The organism is Paenibacillus sp. 276b, from assembly GCF_900107875.1.
In the GTDB taxonomy this organism is placed as follows: Bacteria; Bacillota; Bacilli; order Paenibacillales; family Paenibacillaceae; genus Paenibacillus; species Paenibacillus marchantiae.
Genome location: NZ_FNRR01000004.1, coordinates 481205 through 500974 on the forward strand (window position 1 = coordinate 481205; position 19770 = coordinate 500974).

At 46.3% G+C, this 19770-nt stretch carries 20 protein-coding genes; 18 read left to right on the forward strand and 2 right to left on the reverse strand.

What is annotated here, in order from left to right; translation table 11 throughout:
* Positions 1 to 167 precede the first annotated feature (167 nt).
* Positions 168 to 470, reverse strand: a complete 303-nt coding sequence (locus tag BLV50_RS21375; RefSeq protein WP_053781298.1) for a hypothetical protein — start codon at positions 468 to 470, stop codon at positions 168 to 170.
* A gap of 349 nt (positions 471 to 819) precedes the next feature.
* Between BLV50_RS21375 and BLV50_RS21380 the strand changes: the two genes are divergently transcribed.
* The 3 genes from BLV50_RS21380 (at position 820) to holA (ending at position 3898) form a co-directional block, all read left to right on the forward strand.
* Positions 820 to 1368, forward strand: coding sequence for an RNA polymerase sigma factor (locus tag BLV50_RS21380; RefSeq protein WP_024628507.1), 549 nt, complete (start codon positions 820 to 822; stop codon positions 1366 to 1368).
* Positions 1365 to 2624: an anti-sigma factor family protein gene (locus BLV50_RS21385; RefSeq protein ID WP_090809907.1), complete on the forward strand. Its 1260-nt coding sequence runs from the start codon at positions 1365 to 1367 to the stop codon at positions 2622 to 2624. Before BLV50_RS21380 ends, BLV50_RS21385 begins: the two co-directional genes overlap by 4 nt.
* 257 nt (positions 2625 to 2881) lie before the next feature.
* Positions 2882 to 3898 (forward strand): DNA polymerase III subunit delta, encoded by a 1017-nt coding sequence (gene holA, locus BLV50_RS21390; RefSeq protein WP_063567282.1) that lies wholly within the window; start codon positions 2882 to 2884, stop codon positions 3896 to 3898.
* A 165-nt stretch (positions 3899 to 4063) separates the two neighbouring features.
* Here holA and rpsT read toward each other — a convergent pair whose 3' ends face one another.
* Positions 4064 to 4336, reverse strand: coding sequence for a 30S ribosomal protein S20 (rpsT, locus tag BLV50_RS21395; RefSeq protein ID WP_024628504.1), 273 nt, complete (start codon positions 4334 to 4336; stop codon positions 4064 to 4066).
* 175 nt (positions 4337 to 4511) lie between these two features.
* Between rpsT and gpr the strand changes: the two genes are divergently transcribed.
* The 15 genes from gpr to BLV50_RS21470 all read left to right on the forward strand — a co-directional run bounded on the left by gpr (position 4512) and on the right by BLV50_RS21470 (position 19758).
* Positions 4512 to 5513: a GPR endopeptidase gene (gpr, locus tag BLV50_RS21400; protein WP_063567283.1), complete on the forward strand. Its 1002-nt coding sequence runs from the start codon at positions 4512 to 4514 to the stop codon at positions 5511 to 5513.
* A 163-nt stretch (positions 5514 to 5676) separates the two neighbouring features.
* Positions 5677 to 6972, forward strand: coding sequence for a stage II sporulation protein P (locus BLV50_RS21405; RefSeq protein ID WP_063567284.1), 1296 nt, complete (start codon positions 5677 to 5679; stop codon positions 6970 to 6972).
* Positions 6973 to 7025: 53 nt separating this feature from the next.
* Entirely contained in the window at positions 7026 to 7385 is a 360-nt protein-coding gene (locus BLV50_RS21410; RefSeq protein WP_063567285.1) for a hypothetical protein, read from the forward strand.
* Between the two features lie 146 nt (positions 7386 to 7531).
* Complete coding sequence (gene lepA / locus BLV50_RS21415; protein ID WP_063567286.1) at positions 7532 to 9346, forward strand: translation elongation factor 4; 1815 nt, start codon at positions 7532 to 7534, stop codon at positions 9344 to 9346.
* Positions 9347 to 9669: 323 nt separating this feature from the next.
* Positions 9670 to 10854, forward strand: a complete 1185-nt coding sequence (gene hemW, locus BLV50_RS21420; RefSeq protein ID WP_024628499.1) for a radical SAM family heme chaperone HemW — start codon at positions 9670 to 9672, stop codon at positions 10852 to 10854.
* A gap of 117 nt (positions 10855 to 10971) precedes the next feature.
* Positions 10972 to 11442, forward strand: a complete 471-nt coding sequence (locus BLV50_RS21425; RefSeq protein ID WP_063567287.1) for an N-acetyltransferase — start codon at positions 10972 to 10974, stop codon at positions 11440 to 11442.
* Between the two features lie 253 nt (positions 11443 to 11695).
* Complete coding sequence (gene hrcA, locus BLV50_RS21430; protein ID WP_062328691.1) at positions 11696 to 12727, forward strand: heat-inducible transcriptional repressor HrcA; 1032 nt, start codon at positions 11696 to 11698, stop codon at positions 12725 to 12727.
* A 39-nt stretch (positions 12728 to 12766) separates the two neighbouring features.
* Positions 12767 to 13342: a nucleotide exchange factor GrpE gene (gene grpE, locus BLV50_RS21435; RefSeq protein WP_063567288.1), complete on the forward strand. Its 576-nt coding sequence runs from the start codon at positions 12767 to 12769 to the stop codon at positions 13340 to 13342.
* A 157-nt stretch (positions 13343 to 13499) separates the two neighbouring features.
* Complete coding sequence (gene dnaK, locus BLV50_RS21440; RefSeq protein ID WP_063567289.1) at positions 13500 to 15344, forward strand: molecular chaperone DnaK; 1845 nt, start codon at positions 13500 to 13502, stop codon at positions 15342 to 15344.
* A 129-nt stretch (positions 15345 to 15473) separates the two neighbouring features.
* On the forward strand, positions 15474 to 16595 hold the full coding sequence (gene dnaJ, locus BLV50_RS21445) for a molecular chaperone DnaJ (RefSeq protein WP_063567290.1): 1122 nt from the start codon (positions 15474 to 15476) through the stop codon (positions 16593 to 16595).
* Between the two features lie 151 nt (positions 16596 to 16746).
* Complete coding sequence (locus BLV50_RS21450) at positions 16747 to 17115, forward strand: hypothetical protein (RefSeq protein WP_063567301.1); 369 nt, start codon at positions 16747 to 16749, stop codon at positions 17113 to 17115.
* A 270-nt stretch (positions 17116 to 17385) separates the two neighbouring features.
* A complete protein-coding gene (locus tag BLV50_RS21455; protein ID WP_090809910.1) occupies positions 17386 to 17565 on the forward strand; it encodes a YfhD family protein in 180 nt (59 codons plus the stop codon).
* Positions 17558 to 17950, forward strand: coding sequence for a hypothetical protein (locus BLV50_RS21460; RefSeq protein ID WP_090809912.1), 393 nt, complete (start codon positions 17558 to 17560; stop codon positions 17948 to 17950). Before BLV50_RS21455 ends, BLV50_RS21460 begins: the two co-directional genes overlap by 8 nt.
* A 161-nt stretch (positions 17951 to 18111) precedes the next feature.
* Positions 18112 to 19077: a 50S ribosomal protein L11 methyltransferase gene (gene prmA, locus BLV50_RS21465; protein ID WP_079696217.1), complete on the forward strand. Its 966-nt coding sequence runs from the start codon at positions 18112 to 18114 to the stop codon at positions 19075 to 19077.
* Between the two features lie 3 nt (positions 19078 to 19080).
* On the forward strand, positions 19081 to 19758 hold the full coding sequence (locus BLV50_RS21470) for a site-2 protease family protein (protein ID WP_063567293.1): 678 nt from the start codon (positions 19081 to 19083) through the stop codon (positions 19756 to 19758).
* Positions 19759 to 19770: the final 12 nt, after the last annotated feature.

Consider the following 19770-nt stretch of genomic DNA (forward strand, 5'->3'; position numbering starts at 1 on the left):
AGATAAAATCTATACAGTCCCAATCTACAACTGGTTGTCATTTATTAATTTTCTCTATGAAGTACATCATTTGCTCGAAGAATGAAACCAAAAGCCCGCTTTCCTTTATACTCCTCGGGGAGAATGCCGGAAAGCGGGCTAATCTTGGAATGACTTATAACAACGAATTATTCAACGCCATCTTTGAAGTGTTTACTCCAATGTTTGTCGCCTTTGTGCAACAGATCTTCTACGGTTTTCTCAAGCGTCAGCAAGAGCTGTGCTCGTACATCAAGCACGGTTTCTCTGTACAAGCGTTCTTCCGATCCGACGATTTTATCGCCGTATAATGCCTGTGCAGCGGTGTATTTCCGATGTTCCTCAACCAGGGTATCAATAGACTGCAAAGCATGTTCCACAAAATGGGATATGCTTTGATATTCTTTGGGCATTTGTTCTTTTAACGCTTGAATTTTTGCAAGAGCTGGCATGCTCATCACCTCGTGTTATGAATGTAAATTTACAATACACTGTTTTCATGAAAATTACATTAAAACGAGCTTAAATTTGTACAAAATTTGAACTTTTTTATTTTCAATGCTATAAGTGTTGTTAGCTATAATGTATGCCATTGTAATAAAATTGAGTCGTGTAAGTACTGGAATGACTTTTGAGCTGGCTTGATGACTCGTTATGCAATTTCTGTTATTCTAAGAGAAGATTTCAGCGGCCCCAATACATAAGCCGTTATTTTGTTATGGCAATAAAAAAAATACTTAACTTTGCAACAATTTTATTGATGGTCACGTCTGTAAGGTTGCAGGGAGAGGGGGATCCTTTGTGGTAGAGCCGGAACTCATCAGAGCCGCTCAATCGGGCGATCGCGACGCTCTAATTACCCTATTGCGGGACATTGAACAGCATGTTTATCGGACCGCATATTACATTCTAAATAATGAACAAGACGCTTTGGATGCTGCTCAGGAAGCGTTGATCCGAATTTACACCAAGATTAATTCATATGAGGAAAAGGCCCAGTTTAAGACATGGGTTCAACGCATCGTCACGAATATCTGTATTGACAAATTCAGAAGAACCAAGCCCTCCGTCTCCATTGACGAGCATGATATGGTTTTTCAGGACAATCAGGATGTGGAATTCGAAGTGATGTCCACATATGTGGCAAAGGATATTCAGGATGCCATTAACAAGCTGCCTGAGCATCATCGTACCGTTATTGTTCTAAGATATTTGCAGGACTTATCCTATAACGAAATTGCGGATTGCCTCGATCTTCCGTTGAATACGGTTAAATCTTATTTATTTAGAGCCAGACAGCAATTACAGAATCTACTACAGGAGTATCAGAAAGGTGGTGTGACAGGATGAAATGCGAAGAGGTGGTGGAATGGATGCACCGGTATCTGGATCATGATCTGGGCGAGGCGGAAACTGCGCAGATGCTACAGCATGTGGCCCAATGCGCGGAGTGCGCCGAAAATTTTAGTTTGCTCAGAGCTCTCTCCAGAGAACTGGAAGATTTGCCGCAGGTAACCCCGAGATTCAGTCTGGTTGATGCCATTATGCCGCAACTGGATGCAATCGACGAAGCGAAAAGGGAACAAAGCAGTACAATACAGGAAATGAGTCCTGTCCCTGCTGCATTTGAGAATTTACAGCGTTCAAGTGAGCGGAAACCGAAGCAAAAATGGTTGAATTCTATGGCGGGCCGGATGTCCATGGGCGCAGCAGCAGCCGCTGTTGTACTGGGCGTTGCCATTTTTGGATATCAGCCAGAGAAGATTGAAAATGCAGAAACGATAATGAGCACGGGCAGTACCCAAGAAGGCGGGAATGAGGATCAAAATCCACTGAGCAGAGAGATCAACAATGAAGATTCTTCCTCCTCACTACAGAGCGATAACAGTGTGTGGATCGATAGTTCGGAAAGTCAGCCATCCGCTGAAGATAAACAAGCTCAAGAGGTTGGTCCTGAAGAAAACGGTTCAGAGAAGGTGCAGGAACCAGAATTGAAGGAAGAGCAACCTTCTAAACAGCCAGATACTGGGTCAGAATTGAACAAGAGTGATGCAACGAAAAACGCCCCTTCCAGTTCCAATCCTGCTGATAGTACCAAGAGTGCAGATCAGCAAAAAAGTCAGGATTCAGGAGCTGCTACCGGACCTTCGGCAGGTTCTACTGAGAGTGGAGCAACGGAGCCTGAAAATGGGGATGCACAATCATTCACTACTTCTCAGGATATGCCTGATGTTAAGGTAGAAGAGCCGACGGAGGGCGTGACTAGTCCTGATTCCGAGACAGGCATGGATGCAGCGGGAGGAAATAAGGGATTGGCTGCCAAGGATTCAGGTGCACTTGCCACGACGACTCCAAAAGAATGGAAGTCACCCGATGGCTCCTATCTGGTCATGCTGCTCGGCGATCAGATCAGCATTTACTCTAAACCTGCCGCTGACCCGGATGTGCTTAATCTGGTCGAGCAACGTAGTGTGGAGGGTACACTAAAATCTGCGAGCTGGTCCAAGGATAGCACCGTATTCAATTACGAGACAGATCAAGATGGGACAACAGTGAAGAAATCGTTTAATGTGTCCACTGGTTCAACCGGGACCTCTGGCAAATAGGCTGTAAATTATACGTTTGGCCTCAAGACTTGCCGAACATTTCTGTTGTATCAAGAATATATTGAAAGTAACAACAACGTCCTATCTCAGTTGGCATAACTGACGTCGTATGACCGCGCACCAGCTTTTTCTAGAATTGTTGGTGTCAGCGTTTATATAGATGTAGGACAGGGGGCCTTCATCCGTAACCGGATGTAAGGCCCCTTTGTTGTCTGTCACGATTTCTGGTAGGATAAGAGGGATAAGGGGGCACCGTGATGGATGTAAAGAGTGCGACAAAGGCAATACGTAATGGAGAAACGGCTCCGGTATATGTGCTGTACGGAACGGAGAAGTACCAGATACAGCAATTTACGGATATGTTAAAACAACAGGTAATTGAAGAAGAGCACCGAGAATTTGCGATCATTCCATATGATCTCTCTGAGACACCTGTGGAGGTGGTCATTGAAGAAGCGGAGACGGTTCCTTTTCTTGTTCCACGTAAACTCATTATCGTTCGCGATGCTAATTTGTTTACAGCAGGCAAGGATTCCAAAATTGATCACCAGATTGATCGGCTGCTTACATATATGGACAATCCGGCAGATTATAGTATTATTGTGTTTCTGGCCCAAGGGGATAAGCTGGATGAGCGTAAAAAACTAGTTAAGGCAGCCAAGAAACAAGCCGTTGTCCTTGCGTTCGCTCCACTAAGTGGTGAAGAGCTGCTGGGTTGGATTGTAAAGCTGGCGAAGCAACGGGATGTATCTTTTGAGACTGGAGCAGCTGACACGCTTGTTAGTTATGCAGGAACAGGCTTGCAGACGTTATCTGCGGAAGTGGACAAGTTGTGTTTGTTCGCTGGTAACGGAGGCACGATTAAACGCGCAGATATCGAATCTTTGGTGGCGCGAAGTACCGAGCAGAATGTGTTCGCGTTGGTGGAGGAGCTTGCTAACTTGAGGCTGGAGAAAGCGTTGGGTCTTTTTTATGAGTTGCTGAAGCAGCGTGAAGAACCAATCAAAATTGCTGCCTTGATTGCCCGTCAATTTCGAATTATGATTCAGGTAAAGGAGTTAGGGCAGCAGAGTTACTCCCAACAGCAGATTGCCAGTCAGCTTGGTCTGCATCCGTATGCTGTCAAAATTGCTGGTGAACAGGCTCGCAAGTTTCAGGCAGAACGTTTGAGGCTAATTCTGAGTCATCTCAGTGAACTGGATTATCAGATGAAGACCGGGGCAGTGGATAAAGTGCTCGGACTAGAGCTTTTCTTGTTAAGGCTCGGTGCTTAAACTTAGATATAACTGTAACACAAAGCGGCCTCTATTCCGTTGATGGTGAGATCATCGGAATAGAGGCCGCCCGTTTGAATGAGTGCTTATAGAATCAGATACTAAAAAATCCTGAAAGCTCGTGCTGTTCAGGATTTTTCCATTAGATCGTATAAGTAACGCTTCTTACGCTTGTGCGGAAAGAGCGTTCAGTTTTTTCGCCAAGCGAGACTTTTTGCGGGCTGCAGCATTTTTATGAACTAGACCTTTAGTTACAGCCTTGTCCAGCTTTTTGGAAGCAGCTTGAATCGCAGCTTTTGCAGTATCAACTTCGTTACTTACCAGAGCAGCATCAGCAGCTTTAACAGCTGTACGGAGTGCAGATTTCTGGGAAGCGTTGAGTGCGCGGCGCTTGTCGCTCGTTTTTACGCGTTTAACAGCGGATTTGATGTTTGGCATTACATTCACCTCCTGTAAGGCATTTGCATGAATACAAACGTTTCACAACTTAAAATATTCTAGCACGCTGGCATGCAAATTGCAACAGATTTTCCTATGATGTTCGATGGTGCTGCATAAAGCACACCATTTTCCCACACAATATGCTCAAATGCGGTAAGGGAGGCAGGGACAGATGACACTGGATTTGCAAAATTATGCAGTTCGTACCGACTTGGCAATTGACTCCAAGGAGATGGCTCAGGGGGGACAGAAACAGACGATTCCCGGGCTGCGGGAGGATGTGGATGAGAAAGACGGTATCAAAATCACACGTATTGATGTGCTTGATGATGCAGCCGCTACAGCAATTGGGCGTGTAAAGGGGCACTATGTCACTTTGGAGGTTCCATCGCTTCGTAACGGGGATACCGATCTTCAGGAGCGGGTGGCGGCAGAATTCACGCGAGAGATGGAAGATTTTTTGGCCAAAGCGGGAATTAACAAGACGTCCAAGGTGCTGATTGTGGGTTTGGGCAACCTGAACGTCACGCCTGATTCACTTGGTCCGCTGGTAGTGGAGAATCTGATGGTTACCCGTCAGTATTTTGAGCTGGTGCCGGATCAGGTTGCACCGGGGTATCGGGAAGTCAGTGCCATTGCGCCAGGTGTGCTGGGTACAACGGGTATAGAATCCAGTGACATCGTGCAAGCGATCGTGGATCGAACGAAACCGGATGCAATCATTGCGATTGATGCGCTGGCTTCACGCTCCCTCGAACGTGTTAATACAACGATTCAAGTGGCAGACATCGGCATTCATCCTGGCTCAGGAATTGGGAACAAGCGACGTGGACTGACACGTGAAATATTGGGTGTTCCCTGCATTGCCATCGGTGTACCTACCGTATGTTATGCGTCGACCATCGTGAATAACGTCATCGAAATGATGCGTACTCATTTTCGACAAGAAACCGATCAAACGAAACAGATTATGGGCATGCTGGACGATATCGGCGAAAATGACCGTCTCAGTTTGGTAAAAGAGGTACTGGAGCCACTAGGCCATGATCTGATCGTTACGCCCAAAGAAATCGACGAATTTGTCGAAGATATTGCCAATATTATTGCAACCGGTCTAAATGCAGCTCTCCATGATGCGGTAAATGCGGAGAATGTAGCTGCTTACACTCATTAATTAACATTTTGAAGTCTAAAATGTTTGAGACTCCTGGGAAGAAGGTCCGAATCTATCGGACTTTCTTTTTTTTGTGCAATCTTCTTTTTCCTGTTCTATCAAATCTGGCAGGCTCATAGAGTTGAAGTATAAGCGTTGTCCAGCAGGGAAGGAGACAGAAGCAATGAACAAAATATTGGCCTGGAATATTGGTAAATGGAAAAAGAGATGTTTGCACGTGCTGGCCATGGGCCGTACGTTGTTGTTGCTTATGATCATATCTGCTTTGTTTTTTGTTGTACTCGGTCTAGGGGGCATGGCAGAGAAGCGTTTGAATAGCTCACCAGTTTCTTCTATGAAAGGGTTTGCGGGAGCCGTATCAAGCAGCTTTTTTGTGGACATGCTCGGCATGGAAATGCCGCATCTAACTCAGAAGGAACAAGCCTCTGCATTTTCTGGTGAAAATCTGACTTCATTTGTGTTCCAACTGCTGACGAATGTGAATCCGCAAGACCCCAAAAGCCTGATCGCTAGAGAAATGCCTGGCATGGGTTCCAATCAACCCGTACTGCTGCGACCGGGCTCGGGAAATGAAAAAGCTGAAGCTCCAGAAGATTATCAGCCGGGTCCTGGACTCATTGATACGGCATCGGCAGGCGGAGGGAAATCAGGTGGCGAGCAGCATATCCCACCAGGTCAGGATAACCCCGATCCATCTGATCCACAGGATCCGGGTGATGGTGAAGTAAAGGGTGATCCCCCACCGAAGAGTGGCGGTAAAGATGAACCGAGCAAACCAACGACAGGAAAAAAAGCGATTCTTGTCTACCATTCCCATCCACGTGAAGGATACAATCCTCTCTTGGGCACAAAGAGTGACAATCCTTCTTCTGGTAAATCGACGGGCAATGTTTTTCAAGTGGGAACCTACTTATCCGACAGTTTGGAGAAGCTGGGGATTGGGGTGGAGCATGCACAGGAAGATTATCCGACCAAGGTGAAGGATTATAACTGGAATTATTCCTATAAATACTCTCGTCAGACGGTGAAAACTGCACTCGCTCAAAATGACGATCTTACGTATCTCATCGATATCCACCGTGACTCACAACGTCATAACAAAACAACAACGACCATTAATAATCTGGGTTATGCCAAAGTATATTTTATTATAGGACATGAAAATCCAAACTGGCAGCAGAATGAGGCCTTTGCGGCCAAAATTCATAAGAAGCTGGAAGCGAAATATCCAGGGGTATCTCGGGGCGTATGGGGCAAGGACGGCGGCGGGGCCAACAATGGTGAATACAACCAGACGCTTTCTCCCAACAGCATATTGATTGAGATTGGCGGCATCGACAATACAGCTGCTGAACTGGAGCGGACATCCAAAGTACTCGCCGACATGATTGCAGAGGTGTACTGGAATGATCAGAAGGTGGACAAAGCGAGTGCGGAAAAGACATCACAAGGTGGCTAGTATTCCTGATATGGAGAATAGAAGAATTGAAGATATAACAGGAGGCGAGGAATGTGTCCAGATTCGGCAAAAGATTGTTTTCCATCTGTTTATTAATGTTGCTGGGTGTTCTGTTTGGAATGCAGCTGGCAGGCAGCAACTTTAATAGGGGCGATGATTCGACTGGCAACCCTGCAGTGGTGAAAACTGAGCCGGCGGCACCGGCTGCCGAGTCTGTTCCGATCGCGGCGGTACAACAGGAGGTCAAAGAACCCCCAGCCGTACCTGTTCTGTCACCGAGTCAAGTGCTTGGCGCAGAGCAGAGCAAAGCACCGGTCGACGTGCTGGCTGACAAAACGGCAGGTCTTCTTCAAAATCTGTCCCATAACGGAATGAAGTGGGTAGTATCCTTATTTAGCGGAGTCGCTGAATAAAAGGTTATGAAATATAGGCAAAATATACCCTTGGGAGTTCGCAATTGTGACGATAATTATAAAGTTGGGGCAACGCGGGATTGATGCACCCTGCATCAACTGTTATAATGATGTGATTGACACTAGGCTGTTTCTGGGGGTAAGGAATGACTGACATTCGGGCAAGACAACGTAAAATTCGTAACTTTTCAATTATTGCACATATAGATCACGGCAAATCAACACTTGCGGACCGGATCTTGGAGCACACAGGTGCGCTCACGTCACGTGAAATGCAGGAACAGGTTCTGGATAAAATGGACCTTGAACGCGAACGTGGAATAACGATCAAGCTACAAGCAGTAGCCTTGACTTACAAAGCGGATGACGGTGAAGAGTATTTATTGAATCTGATTGATACACCAGGACACGTAGACTTCACGTATGAAGTATCACGCAGTCTTGCTGCATGTGAAGGTGCTCTGCTGGTTGTGGATGCGGCTCAGGGAATTGAAGCCCAAACACTTGCCAACGTGTATCTGGCGTTGGATAACAATCTTGAAATTTTACCGGTTATCAACAAAATTGACCTTCCGAGCGCTGATCCTGAACGGGTGAAGCAGGAAGTGGAAGATGTTATTGGTTTGGACACAAGTAATGCGGTTTTGGCTTCGGCCAAATCAGGAATCGGAATCAAAGAAATTTTGGAGCAAGTGGTGAAAAGTGTTCCGGCACCAACTGGTGATCCTGAACAGCCTTTGAAAGCGCTGATTTTTGACTCGCACTACGACCCGTACAAAGGTGTAATCGTATATGTGCGTGTTGTTGACGGCAAAATCAAATCCGGTTCCAAAATCAAAATGATGGCAACAGGTAAATCATTTGAAGTCATTGAAGTTGGAGCGTTCAAACCTCGTATGACCATCGTGGACGAGCTGAACGTCGGGGATGTTGGATTTATTGTTGCCGGTATTCGGCATGTAGGCGATACACAAGTCGGGGATACGGTAACGGATGCCAAAAATCCAACACCGGAACCTTTGCCGGGTTATCGTAAAATTAACCCAATGGTATATTGTGGTCTCTATCCGATTGAAACATCGGACTATGTTGATCTGCGTGAAGCGTTGGAGAAATTGCAGTTGAACGATGCGTCTCTGAGCTTTGAACCGGAAACATCCAGTGCACTCGGTTTTGGATTCCGTTGCGGATTCCTTGGACTGCTTCACATGGACGTTATCCAGGAGCGGATCGAGCGGGAGTTTAATATTCCGTTGATCACAACGGCACCAAGTGTAATCTATCACGTCACCTTAACGAATGGTGAAGTGATGAAAATCGACAACCCATCCAACTATCCTGAGGTGGGACGGATTGATTACGTCGAGGAACCATATGTCAAGGCAGACATTATCGTACCGAATGATTATGTAGGTACCATTATGGAGCTGTGTCAGAATAAACGTGGTGAATATGTGAATATGGAATATCTGGACACAACCCGGGTTACCATTACCTATGAGATTCCGTTGTCCGAGATTGTATATGACTTCTTCGACCAGCTGAAATCCGGTACCAAAGGATATGCATCCCTTGATTATGAGCTGTCCGGTTACCGTCAGTCCAATCTGGCGAAAATGGACATTGTACTCAATGGCGAACAGGTGGATGCTCTGTCCTTCATCGTTCACCGTGACCGTGCCTATAACCGTGGACGCATTGTCTGTGAGAAACTGCGCGAGCTGATTCCACGGCAAATGTTCGAGGTGCCAATTCAGGCATCTGTAGGTACCAAAGTTGTAGCTCGTGAAACGGTAAAAGCAATGCGTAAAAACGTACTTGCGAAGTGTTATGGCGGTGACATCTCGCGGAAACGGAAACTGCTTGAGAAGCAGAAGGAAGGTAAGAAGCGGATGAAGCAGGTTGGTAACGTAGAGGTGCCGCAAGAAGCATTCATGGCGGTGCTGAAAATTGATGATTAAGAACGCAATCTCTGAGTACATCAAATTTTGTGTATCGGAGAATGCGTTTAAAAAGACGTTTGCTTGCAAACGTCACGTGAACCCTTTCGGTACATCAATAATTTGTGTATGAAAGGATGAACGGATTTTTGAGGTACAGCACAGAATGTGTGTATTCAAATTAGATTAATAATTCATTTTTGGGTACAACACTGAGTGTGTGTATCAAAATTGAATTGCAAGACGTTTGCTTGCAAACTTAGGCACAACACAGAATAACCAATAAACCAAGCTGAAAGGGAAGCCGGATGGCTTTCCTTTTTTCAAATAGAGGGGGACTCGCCATGACATTGGCAGCACACAGCCGGAAAACAGGTGCACCCCAAGCGGTGTATCTTCACATTCCCTTTTGCACAAATAAATGTTTCTACTGCGATTTTAACTCTTATGTATTGAAGGACCAGCCTGTTATGCAGTACCTTGAAGCGCTGGAACGGGAGATGGAACACACGGTTAAAGCGAATCCGCCGGGAGAAATCAAAACCATATTTGTGGGCGGCGGTACGCCTACTGCACTGAAACCGGATGAAATGGCCGTATTCCTGAAGTCCGTTAAGACCTATTTCCCCAATTGGGCAGATGATATTGAGTTTTCGATGGAAGCTAATCCGGGCACGACCGATGCGGAGAAACTCGCCGTTATGAAAGAAGGCGGAGTGAACCGCGTCAGCTTTGGGGTACAGGCTTTTCAAAATGATCTGCTGACAGGTATTGGCCGGATTCATAATACAGATGATGTATACCGCAGTTTGGAAAATGCCCGAGCAGCTGGATTGCATAACTTGTCCATTGACCTCATGTTTGGTTTGCCAAACCAAACTGTCGAGATGCTGAACGAGAGTATTGATAAAGCGCTGGAACTGGATTTGCCGCATTACTCCATATACAGCCTGAAGGTGGAAGAGAATACTCTTTTCCATACGTTGTATCAGAAGAACCAGCTACCGCTTCCTCATGAAGACGACGAGTTGCAAATGTATCTTCTATTAATGAAGCGTATGAAAGAAGCAGGTTACGGACAATACGAGATCAGTAACTTTGCCAAACCCGGCTTCGAGAGCCGTCACAATATCACGTACTGGCGTAATGAGGACTATTACGGTCTGGGTGCAGGTGCACATGGATATGTAGGCCGCGAACGCCATATGAATATAAAAGGTATAAACCCGTATGTTGAAGCTTCCAAAGGAGGTCTGCCGCGTCTCGATCATTTTGAGATCAGCCGCGCCGAGGCAATGGAAGATTATCTGATGGTTGGATTGAGAATGCTGGAAGGTGCTTCATCCTCACGGTTCAGCGATCAGTTCGGGGAGCCTATGGAGGAAGTGTTTGCGAAGCCTTTGGGCAAAATGCTGAATGCAGGACTGCTGGAGAAGACGCCAGACGGCTTCCGGCTTAGTGAACAGGGCATCCTGTTCGGAAATGACGTTTTTGCCGAGTTTATCGGGTCTATATCGCTGAATTCGTAGCTTGAAATTCTATACGCTCTGTTGTATATTTATTCATATTGATTTTACAGAGCGTGTAATTTATACAACTACGAAGTCAGCTTTCCTCTGGAAAGCTTCTTATAGGAGGAGAGCTGGATGTCGGCCATATGCAGAAAAGCCGTACCGGAAGATGTTGAACCATTATTTGAAATGATTAAGGGCTATGCAGAGCGTGGGATCATGCTTCCGCGTTCACGGGAAGTACTGCAACGGCAGCTGGAGCACTTTGTTGTAGCAGAAGTGAATGGTCAGGTTGTAGGCTGTGGATCTCTCTGCCGTTTGGGAAATGATCTGGTGGAAGTCAGATCGCTAGGCATCTCCGAAGGTCACAAAGGCATGGGCATTGGCTCACTGCTGCTGGACCGGCTGGTAGAGGAAGCGGAGAAACAGCAAATTCCCAAGGTCATGGCGTTGACATATGAGGTGTCCTTTTTTCTCAAAAACGGTTTTGCCGTTGTGAACAAGGAAATTTTCCCGGAAAAAGTATGGACCGACTGTGTTCATTGCAGCAAGCAGGATTGCTGTGATGAGATTGCTGTATTGAAAGAGTTGAATATTTCAGCCTGATAAATGAATGAACCGTATGGATTGAGCCGAGTATACTCTATCTCACCTGCGGTTCTTTTTAATTCATGAGATGTACAGTAAAGTTGTTATGTCTTGGAGACATTGGTCTATACTATAAATAGATGAGCGTACTCATCAAACTGACTTGACAATGCTCACGTCATTTTGGTATTTTTGTATTACCGCTTAGCACTCATCTAACCGGAGTGCTAACGACATGGGACAGTACAGTCAGAAGGAGGGAATACTCACCATGTTAACAGAGCGTCAACGAATGATTCTGAACGCTATAGTGGATGACTATATCCGTTCAGCTGAGCCCGTAGGGTCCCGGAGCATTTCCAAAAGGGGAGATGTTGGATACAGTCCGGCGACGATCCGTAATGAAATGGCGGACCTTGAAGATATGGGCTTTCTGGAACAGCCGCATACATCGGCTGGTCGCATACCTTCGCACAAAGGCTATCGATATTATGTCGATCATTTGGTTCCCTGGAATCAGGTGGAGCCGCAAGAGCTGGACGACCTGAAATCATTTTTCGCAGAAAAGCTGAACGTGATGGAACAAGTTATTCAGCATGCCTCAGTCATTTTGTCACATATGACGAATTATACTTCGATCCTGCTTGGACCGGAAGTTTTCCACACGTCACTTCGTCATTTTCAACTGCTTCCGCTTAATGAAAGCGAGGCTGTAGCCATCATCGTAACGAACACGGGTCAGGTAGAGAACAAGACAGTTCAGATTCCACCTGAAATTTCGGTAGCGGAGATGGAGAATGTAGTTCGTTTATTAAACAGCAAGCTGGTCGGCGTGCCGATTTACAAATTAAAGTCTCGTCTCTACACCGAGCTTGGGCAAGAGATGGAACGGCATATTACACGTTATGAGGAAGTCATGCAGGTGCTGAACAGTGCCTTTGACAACGAGCATGATAATCGTCTGTTCCTTAGTGGTGCCACCAATATGTTGACCCAGCCAGAGTTTAAAGATATTGAAAAGGTAAAAGATATTCTTGACCTGCTGGATGAGACACCAACACTCATGAAATTGATGATGCCCGTGCAGGGTGGATCTGGTATTCAGGTGCGAATAGGCACCGAGAATGATCATGAAGCCTTCGCCAATTGCAGCCTGATAACGGCATCCTATTCATTGGATGGAGAGGCTTTGGGCTCCATCGGAATTTTGGGACCTACGCGAATGGATTACGCACGTGTCATTCATATTTTAAATACATTATCCCGTGATTTGACGGCCATGCTAACGCATCGCTTCAAATAAGGGAATGAACCATTTCATTCTTATAAGGAGGTGAACATCTTGAAAGAGGAGCAATCATTCGCAGCAGAAGAACAGGAACAGCAAGCAACTACAGCAGCGGAGCAGGAGCCTGTCAACGAAGCCGGAGCTGCAGAAGCGCAGGCGGAAGAGATGACAGATCAGGAGCAAGATGAGATCGCACGTTTGAAGGCGGAAGCTGAGGAACATCAACAGCGTTTTGTCCGTGCGCAAGCTGATTTTGATAACTTCCGTCGTCGTACACAAAAAGAAAAAGAAGAACTGGCGAAATACGCTTCGATGAAGCTGGTCACCGAACTGGTGCCGGTCATTGATAACTTCGAGCGTGCCATGGCTACTGTACCGGAAGGTGCTGAAGTCGAGTCCTTCTCCAAAGGTATCCAAATGATCTTCCGTCAGCTGGAAACTGTGCTGAACAATGAAGGTCTGACGTCAATGGATACGGTAGGACAACCGTTTAATCCCGAATTCCACCAGGCGATTATGTCCGTGGAGAGCGACGAGTATGAAGAAGGTACCGTTGTCGAGGAAGTCCAAAAAGGCTATATGCTGAAGGATAAAGTACTTCGTCCGGCTATGGTTAAAGTTAGCTCATAATTTCTATTAAAGAATGAAATGAGTTCACTCTTGATTGTACGATGCCACCGAAGTTTAATATAAAGGTTAGTACACACATAGAGCACGATTAGGAACAACAAATACAAATAAGGATCAATCTGATCCATTTTAAATTGTCGAGGGAGGAAATTTTCCGATGAGCAAAGTAATCGGTATTGACTTAGGAACAACAAACTCATGTGTAGCGGTTATGGAAGGCGGCGAGGCTGTCGTTATTCCAAATCCGGAAGGCGCACGTACAACCCCATCCGTAGTGGGTTTCAAAAAAGATGGAGAACGCGTTGTCGGTGAAACGGCTAAACGTCAAGCGATCACGAATCCGGATCGTACGATCATCTCGATCAAACGTCATATGGGTACATCCCACAAAGAAACAATCGATAGCAAAGACTACTCACCACAAGAGATTTCTGCAATCATCCTGCAAAAACTGAAATCCGATGCTGAAGCTTATCTGGGTCAAACGGTAACTCAAGCGGTTATCACAGTACCAGCTTACTTCAATGACAGCCAGCGTCAAGCAACAAAGGATGCAGGGAAAATCGCAGGTCTGGAAGTTCTGCGTATCGTCAACGAGCCAACAGCAGCAGCTTTGGCATACGGTATGGAGAAATCCGAAGACCAAACGATTCTCGTATATGACTTGGGTGGCGGTACATTCGACGTATCCATCCTTGAACTGGGTGACGGCTTCTTCGAAGTTAAAGCAACTAGTGGTGATAACCAACTGGGTGGCGATGACTTTGACCAAGTGATCATTGATTATCTCGTAAGTGAGTTCAAAAAAGATCAAGGCATTGACTTGAGTAAAGATAAAGCAGCGGTTCAACGTTTGAAAGATGCAGCGGAAAAAGCGAAAAAAGAACTTTCCGGCGTATTGACTACAACTATTTCCCTACCGTTCATTACTGTGGCTGATGGCGTTCCTCAACATTTGGAGTTGAACCTTAGCCGCGCTAAATTCGAAGAAATCTCTGCTGGTCTGGTTGAGCGTACGCTTGAACCAACTCGTCGTGCACTGAGCGATGCTGGAATGACAGCTAACGATATCGACAAAATCGTCTTGGTTGGTGGTTCCACACGTATTCCTGCAGTACAGGAAGCAATCAAAAAACTTACAGGTAAAGACCCTCACAAAGGTGTTAACCCGGATGAAGTTGTAGCTTTGGGTGCTGCTGTACAAGCGGGCGTACTGACAGGTGACGTGAAAGACGTTGTATTGCTTGACGTAACTCCATTGTCCCTGGGTATTGAAACTGCGGGTGGCGTATTCACTAAAATGATCGAGCGCAACACAACGATCCCTACAAGCAAATCCCAAGTGTTCTCCACTTATGCAGACAACCAACCAAGCGTTGAGATTCATGTTCTGCAAGGGGAGCGTGAGATGGCAGCGGGTAACAAATCCCTCGGTCGCTTCATGCTGGGAGATATTCCTCCAGCTCCACGTGGCGTTCCACAAATCGAAGTTAGCTTCGATATTGATGCCAACGGTATTGTTAACGTATCTGCAACAGACAAAGGTACTAACAAAACTCAAAAAATCACCATCACTTCTTCTAGCGGTCTGAGTGATGCTGAAGTTGAACAAATGATGAAAGATGCTGAGTTGCATGCTGAAGAAGACAAAAAACGCAAAGAACTCGTTGAAGCGAAAAACAGCGCAGATCAACTGATCTACTCTGTTGACAAAACGATCAAAGATCTTGGCGAAAAAGCGGACGCTGGTGAAGTTGAAAAAGCGAATGCTGCAAAAGAAAAACTGCAAGGCGTTCTGGCTTCCGACAATCTGGAAGACATCAAAGCCGCTACAGAAGAATTGACAGAGATCGTTCAACAACTGTCCGTAAAACTGTATGAGCAAGCACAAGCTCAAGAGCAAGCAGCTCAAGGTGCTGAAGAGCAACAAGGTTCTGCAAAACGTGACAACGTCGTAGACGCTGATTACGAAGTTGTGGATGAAGATAAAAAACAAAACTAATTCACGATTTTTAGTGAATTAATCATCGGTGACGTTCGGATCGAAGGGAAAGTCATAGCCGGGGCTCCCGTGCTTTGGCTTTCCTTTTGTCACGATGTGCGATATGGTGAATGATATGGGGGTGGAAGAGTGGCTGAAAAACGTGATTATTATGAGGTACTCGGCGTCGGCAAAAATGCCAGCGACGAGGAAATCAAAAAGGCATACCGCAAGCTTGCCCGTCAGTATCACCCTGACGTAAACAAGGCTGCTGACGCGGAAGCCAAGTTTAAGGAAGTTAAAGAAGCTTATGATGTGGTCAGTGACGGCCAGAAGCGGGCGCAGTATGATCAATACGGTCATATTGATCCAAATCAGGGCGGATTCGGCGGCGGTGGCGATTTTGGCGGCGGCGGCTTTGGCGACATCTTCGATATGTTCTTTGGCGGTGGCGGTGGACGACGTGATCCAAATGCTCCGCAACGGGGAAACGATCTGCAATACACCATGACGATTGAGTTCAAGGAAGCGGTATTTGGTAAGGAAACTGACATTACCATTCCTCGTACCGAAGGCTGTGATACTTGTCATGGCTCAGGTGCGAAACCGGGAACCAAACCAGAAACCTGTTCCGTCTGCCAAGGTAGTGGTCAACAGGAAGTGGTTCAAAATACACCGTTTGGCCGTATGGTCAACCGTCGTGCTTGTTCGAACTGTAATGGTTCGGGACAAATTATCAAGGAAAAATGTACTACGTGCAGCGGCAGCGGTAAAGTACGTAAACAACGCAAAATTCATGTTCGCATTCCAGCGGGTGTAGATGATGGCGCTCAATTGCGTATGACTGGTGAAGGAGAAGGTGGTCTGCGCGGAGGACCAGCAGGAGATCTGTATATTGTCATCCGTGTGAAATCACATGATTTCTTCGAGCGTGAAGGCGATGATATCTATTGCGAAATTCCGCTTACCTTCGCTCAGGCAGCATTGGGAGATGAGATTGAAATTCCAACGCTGTCCGAGAAAGTGAAGCTGAAAGTACCTGCCGGTACACAGACAGGAACGTATTTCCGTCTCAAAGGCAAAGGCGTACCACGCCTGCGCGGTATGGGGCAAGGGGATCAGCATGTGAAAGTCGTTGTAGTTACGCCTAGCAAGCTGAATGACGAGCAGAAAGATCTGCTTCGCCAAATTGCTGCGCTGGATGGAGAACAAACTCATGAGCATGAGCAATCCTTCTTTGACCGGGTGAAACGGGCCTTCCGTGGAGACTGAGTCTTAATCATTAATTTAAAAAAGGACACCACAGCGGTTTTTCCGCAGGGTGTCCTTTTTTGCATAATATGGGCACGCTTGCGGAAAGATACCAGACATGAGCATTCAGTGGTTTACTGATGTGCCGAAACTAGGGAAGCAGGTGAACCGGATGACCGAAAAAAATATTTTGGCTTATTTCCATAGCCCGGAGCAAGCGGAAGGGGCAGCCAAAAAACTGGAGGCATTACGAGTGGAAGACCTGTCTATCAATCGATTCAGTCGTTACGCGGGTGTCGGGCCAAGTGGAGCATCCTATACGCCGGGTGTTTCCGGCAGTTTTTCTTCCTGGGTACCAGGTGCTCTAGGCACAAATGCCAGCGCGGGAATCATGGCTGCAGCAGATCCTTCTGCAAGCGGTATGAGCGATGGCGGACAAGAGGGACCGACAGGCAGAGATGTATTACTGACCGTCGTTGTTGACGAGGCAGTACATCACCGCGCCCTATCCATTATCGAACAAGCCGGCGGTATGATTTAGTTTCACCAAATCTATATAAGATGGACAGAGCATTACACTTTAACGGAGATTGTAGAACCAATCTGAAGAAGCGAAGCGTTCGCCTGAAAGCTTTCGTAAGAAAGCTACTTCGGAAGCATACGCTATCACCGGATTTCTCCCTTTAAGAAGGGAGATGAAGAAATCTGGGGATAACAGCGATCGGAGGATGGTACTACAGTCGGAGTGGTACAGTGTAACAAGTATTAGTTCATTTTATATAGATACCTATTTTGAAGGAGGAGCATAACGATGGCAGAACATGAACGTCCAGGCAAGATTTTAACGAAAACGGAAAAGGTGAAGCGAATGCAGTCCGCCAAAAATGAGGATGTGGAATTCAGTGCCGAAGCTGCGGATCATGAAGATATAGAGGCTTTGCGCCGCAGTGAAGCGGCCGATCGTCGTCAGGGTCGGGAGATTCATGACTGAAGATCGCTCTGCAGTGATTATCGAAGCGGTGTTTACGAGCTGGTCCGAGGCTGAATCTGCACGCAGAGCTCTGGAATTGCTGCACCCAAACCAGTTGAGTATCGAGAGTCTGAATGACTCATCGTCTTCAGTGGATTCTGGAGCGCCTGAGAGCACAGATAATTCGACTATGGCTGTGATTGGGGGATTCAGTGGTGAGCTGAATGTACTTTCCCTCATTAGCGATGAGACCGAGGTGTTGTCGGGTGGACAAGTGTATGACGATCCGGATGCTGGCTCTGAAGGCAGGTCCAAGCAAGAAATCTTGCTGACCGTATCCGTATCCAGTGACTCTCTCCCGCAAGCTGCAGAGATGATTACGCAGAACGGTGGACGCTTTTGCTAACAAGTTAATCGAGTTTAGTCATAATTAAAACAGGGTATTCGAGCAGTCAGGCTGCGGGTATCCTGTTTTTGTTGTTTCTTTACTGCCGCGGTTTTGTACTCCTGCTCGCTTGTGTAGTACAATAGTTGGGATGTTTGAAAAATGAGGAGGAAAAACGAAGTATGTTATGGCATGAACTAACAATACATACCACAGAAGAAGCTGTGGAGATGATTTCGAATTTTTTACATGAAGCGGGTGCTGGAGGGGTCTCGATTGAAGAGTCCGGTACTTTAAATAAAAAACGGGATACGACGTATGGCGAATTGTACGAGTCTCCTTTGAATGATATTCCTGAAGGCTTTGCGGTCATTAAAGGATACTTCTCCGAAGGTACGGACATGGACGCATTGCAATCTGAAGTGAGTCCACGCATTGCGCAGCTTTCCGAATTCGATATCCAAACGGGGGAGGTTCGTTTTGAGACTCGAACAGTGGATGAAAATGACTGGGCGAACGCCTGGAAACAATATTTCAAGCCAGTACGTGTCTCGGAACGTCTAACCATTAAACCGACATGGGAAGAGTATACGCCGGAAAGCCCAAATGAGAAAATTATTGAGCTTGATCCAGGCATGGCGTTTGGTACGGGAACACATCCAACCACTTCGCTTTGTCTGCGTACACTAGAATCGGTCATTCAGGGTGGCGAGGAAGTCATTGACGTAGGTACAGGCTCTGGCATCTTGGCCATTGGAGCTGTTCATCTTGGTGCAAAACATGTGTTGGCGCTGGACCTCGATCCAGTTGCGGTAGCAAGTGCCAAAGAAAATGTGGAACTGAATGGGCTGGGACAACAAATTACGGTGAAAGAGAGTGATTTGCTGTCTGTTCTGGGCAGTCAGGACCCTGCGCTGGGCGTGAAGCTTCCGGTGAAAGTTATTGTTGCCAATATTTTGGCCGAAATTATTATGCTGTTTGTGGATGATGTCTATCATGCGCTTGAGTCTGGCGGTGTTTATATTACTTCAGGCATTTGGAAAAATAAAGAGCAGCTCGTCCATGATGCGCTCGTTGCTTCCGGCTTCGAAATAAGTTCGGTTCATCGCGATGAGGACTGGATCGCGTTTGTGGCCAGAAAGAGGTAACCGATGGATTTAAACTCGTTTTTTCGTTATCCACTGGATCAACTGCCGTTTTTCCTGTTGACGATCCTGATTGCTTTTACGGTCCATGAATTCTCTCATGCCTATTTTGCCAACAAATTCGGTGATCCAACAGCCAAGCTGCTAGGCCGGGTTACCCTCAATCCGGTCGTACACTTTGACTTGTTTGGGGTGCTATTGCTCGTTATTGCTGGCTTCGGTTGGGCACGACCCGTTCCAGTTAATCGGGCGAACTTTGACAAACCAAGATTGATGGGTGTTATCGTCTCTGCAGCAGGGCCACTAAGCAATCTTCTGCTTGCGATCATTGGTACAATTATTTACGCTTCATTGGTTGGTTCGGGAGCGCTGGGGAGTATAGAAAATGAGCGATTGCTCACAGCGATATCCATGTTTTTCTCTATTTTTAACCTGACGAACTTTTTCTTGTTTCTGTTTAACCTTATACCGTTGCCACCCCTGGATGGTTATCGGATTCTTGAAGACGTATTGCCACCATCTATCAGTCGCAAGCTGCAAGGAGTGGAGCAATGGTCGATTTTTATCTTCCTGCTGATTTTGGTTATACCTCCGCTGCAAAATGTGACGATTCAACCGTTGTATGAGTTTGCACAAACGATGTATGTGGATCTGGCAAAACTAATCATTGAATTATATCGATAAGCAACACGTACC

What these genes read in the sequence shown, in the direction of transcription:
- BLV50_RS21375 (WP_053781298.1), bottom strand. Translation starts at nt 470, where the DNA reads ATGCCAGCTCTTGCAAAAATTCAAGCGTTAAAAGAACAAATGCCCAAA.
- BLV50_RS21385 (WP_090809907.1), top strand. Translation starts at nt 1,365, where the DNA reads ATGAAATGCGAAGAGGTGGTGGAATGGATGCACCGGTATCTGGATCAT.
- holA (WP_063567282.1), top strand. Translation starts at nt 2,882, where the DNA reads ATGGATGTAAAGAGTGCGACAAAGGCAATACGTAATGGAGAAACGGCT.
- rpsT (WP_024628504.1), bottom strand. Translation starts at nt 4,336, where the DNA reads ATGCCAAACATCAAATCCGCTGTTAAACGCGTAAAAACGAGCGACAAG.
- gpr (WP_063567283.1), top strand. Translation starts at nt 4,512, where the DNA reads ATGACACTGGATTTGCAAAATTATGCAGTTCGTACCGACTTGGCAATT.
- BLV50_RS21405 (WP_063567284.1), top strand. Translation starts at nt 5,677, where the DNA reads ATGAACAAAATATTGGCCTGGAATATTGGTAAATGGAAAAAGAGATGT.
- lepA (WP_063567286.1), top strand. Translation starts at nt 7,532, where the DNA reads ATGACTGACATTCGGGCAAGACAACGTAAAATTCGTAACTTTTCAATT.
- hemW (WP_024628499.1), top strand. Translation starts at nt 9,670, where the DNA reads ATGACATTGGCAGCACACAGCCGGAAAACAGGTGCACCCCAAGCGGTG.
- BLV50_RS21425 (WP_063567287.1), top strand. Translation starts at nt 10,972, where the DNA reads ATGTCGGCCATATGCAGAAAAGCCGTACCGGAAGATGTTGAACCATTA.
- hrcA (WP_062328691.1), top strand. Translation starts at nt 11,696, where the DNA reads ATGTTAACAGAGCGTCAACGAATGATTCTGAACGCTATAGTGGATGAC.
- dnaK (WP_063567289.1), top strand. Translation starts at nt 13,500, where the DNA reads ATGAGCAAAGTAATCGGTATTGACTTAGGAACAACAAACTCATGTGTA.
- BLV50_RS21450 (WP_063567301.1), top strand. Translation starts at nt 16,747, where the DNA reads ATGACCGAAAAAAATATTTTGGCTTATTTCCATAGCCCGGAGCAAGCG.
- BLV50_RS21455 (WP_090809910.1), top strand. Translation starts at nt 17,386, where the DNA reads ATGGCAGAACATGAACGTCCAGGCAAGATTTTAACGAAAACGGAAAAG.
- BLV50_RS21460 (WP_090809912.1), top strand. Translation starts at nt 17,558, where the DNA reads ATGACTGAAGATCGCTCTGCAGTGATTATCGAAGCGGTGTTTACGAGC.
- prmA (WP_079696217.1), top strand. Translation starts at nt 18,112, where the DNA reads ATGTTATGGCATGAACTAACAATACATACCACAGAAGAAGCTGTGGAG.
- BLV50_RS21470 (WP_063567293.1), top strand. Translation starts at nt 19,081, where the DNA reads ATGGATTTAAACTCGTTTTTTCGTTATCCACTGGATCAACTGCCGTTT.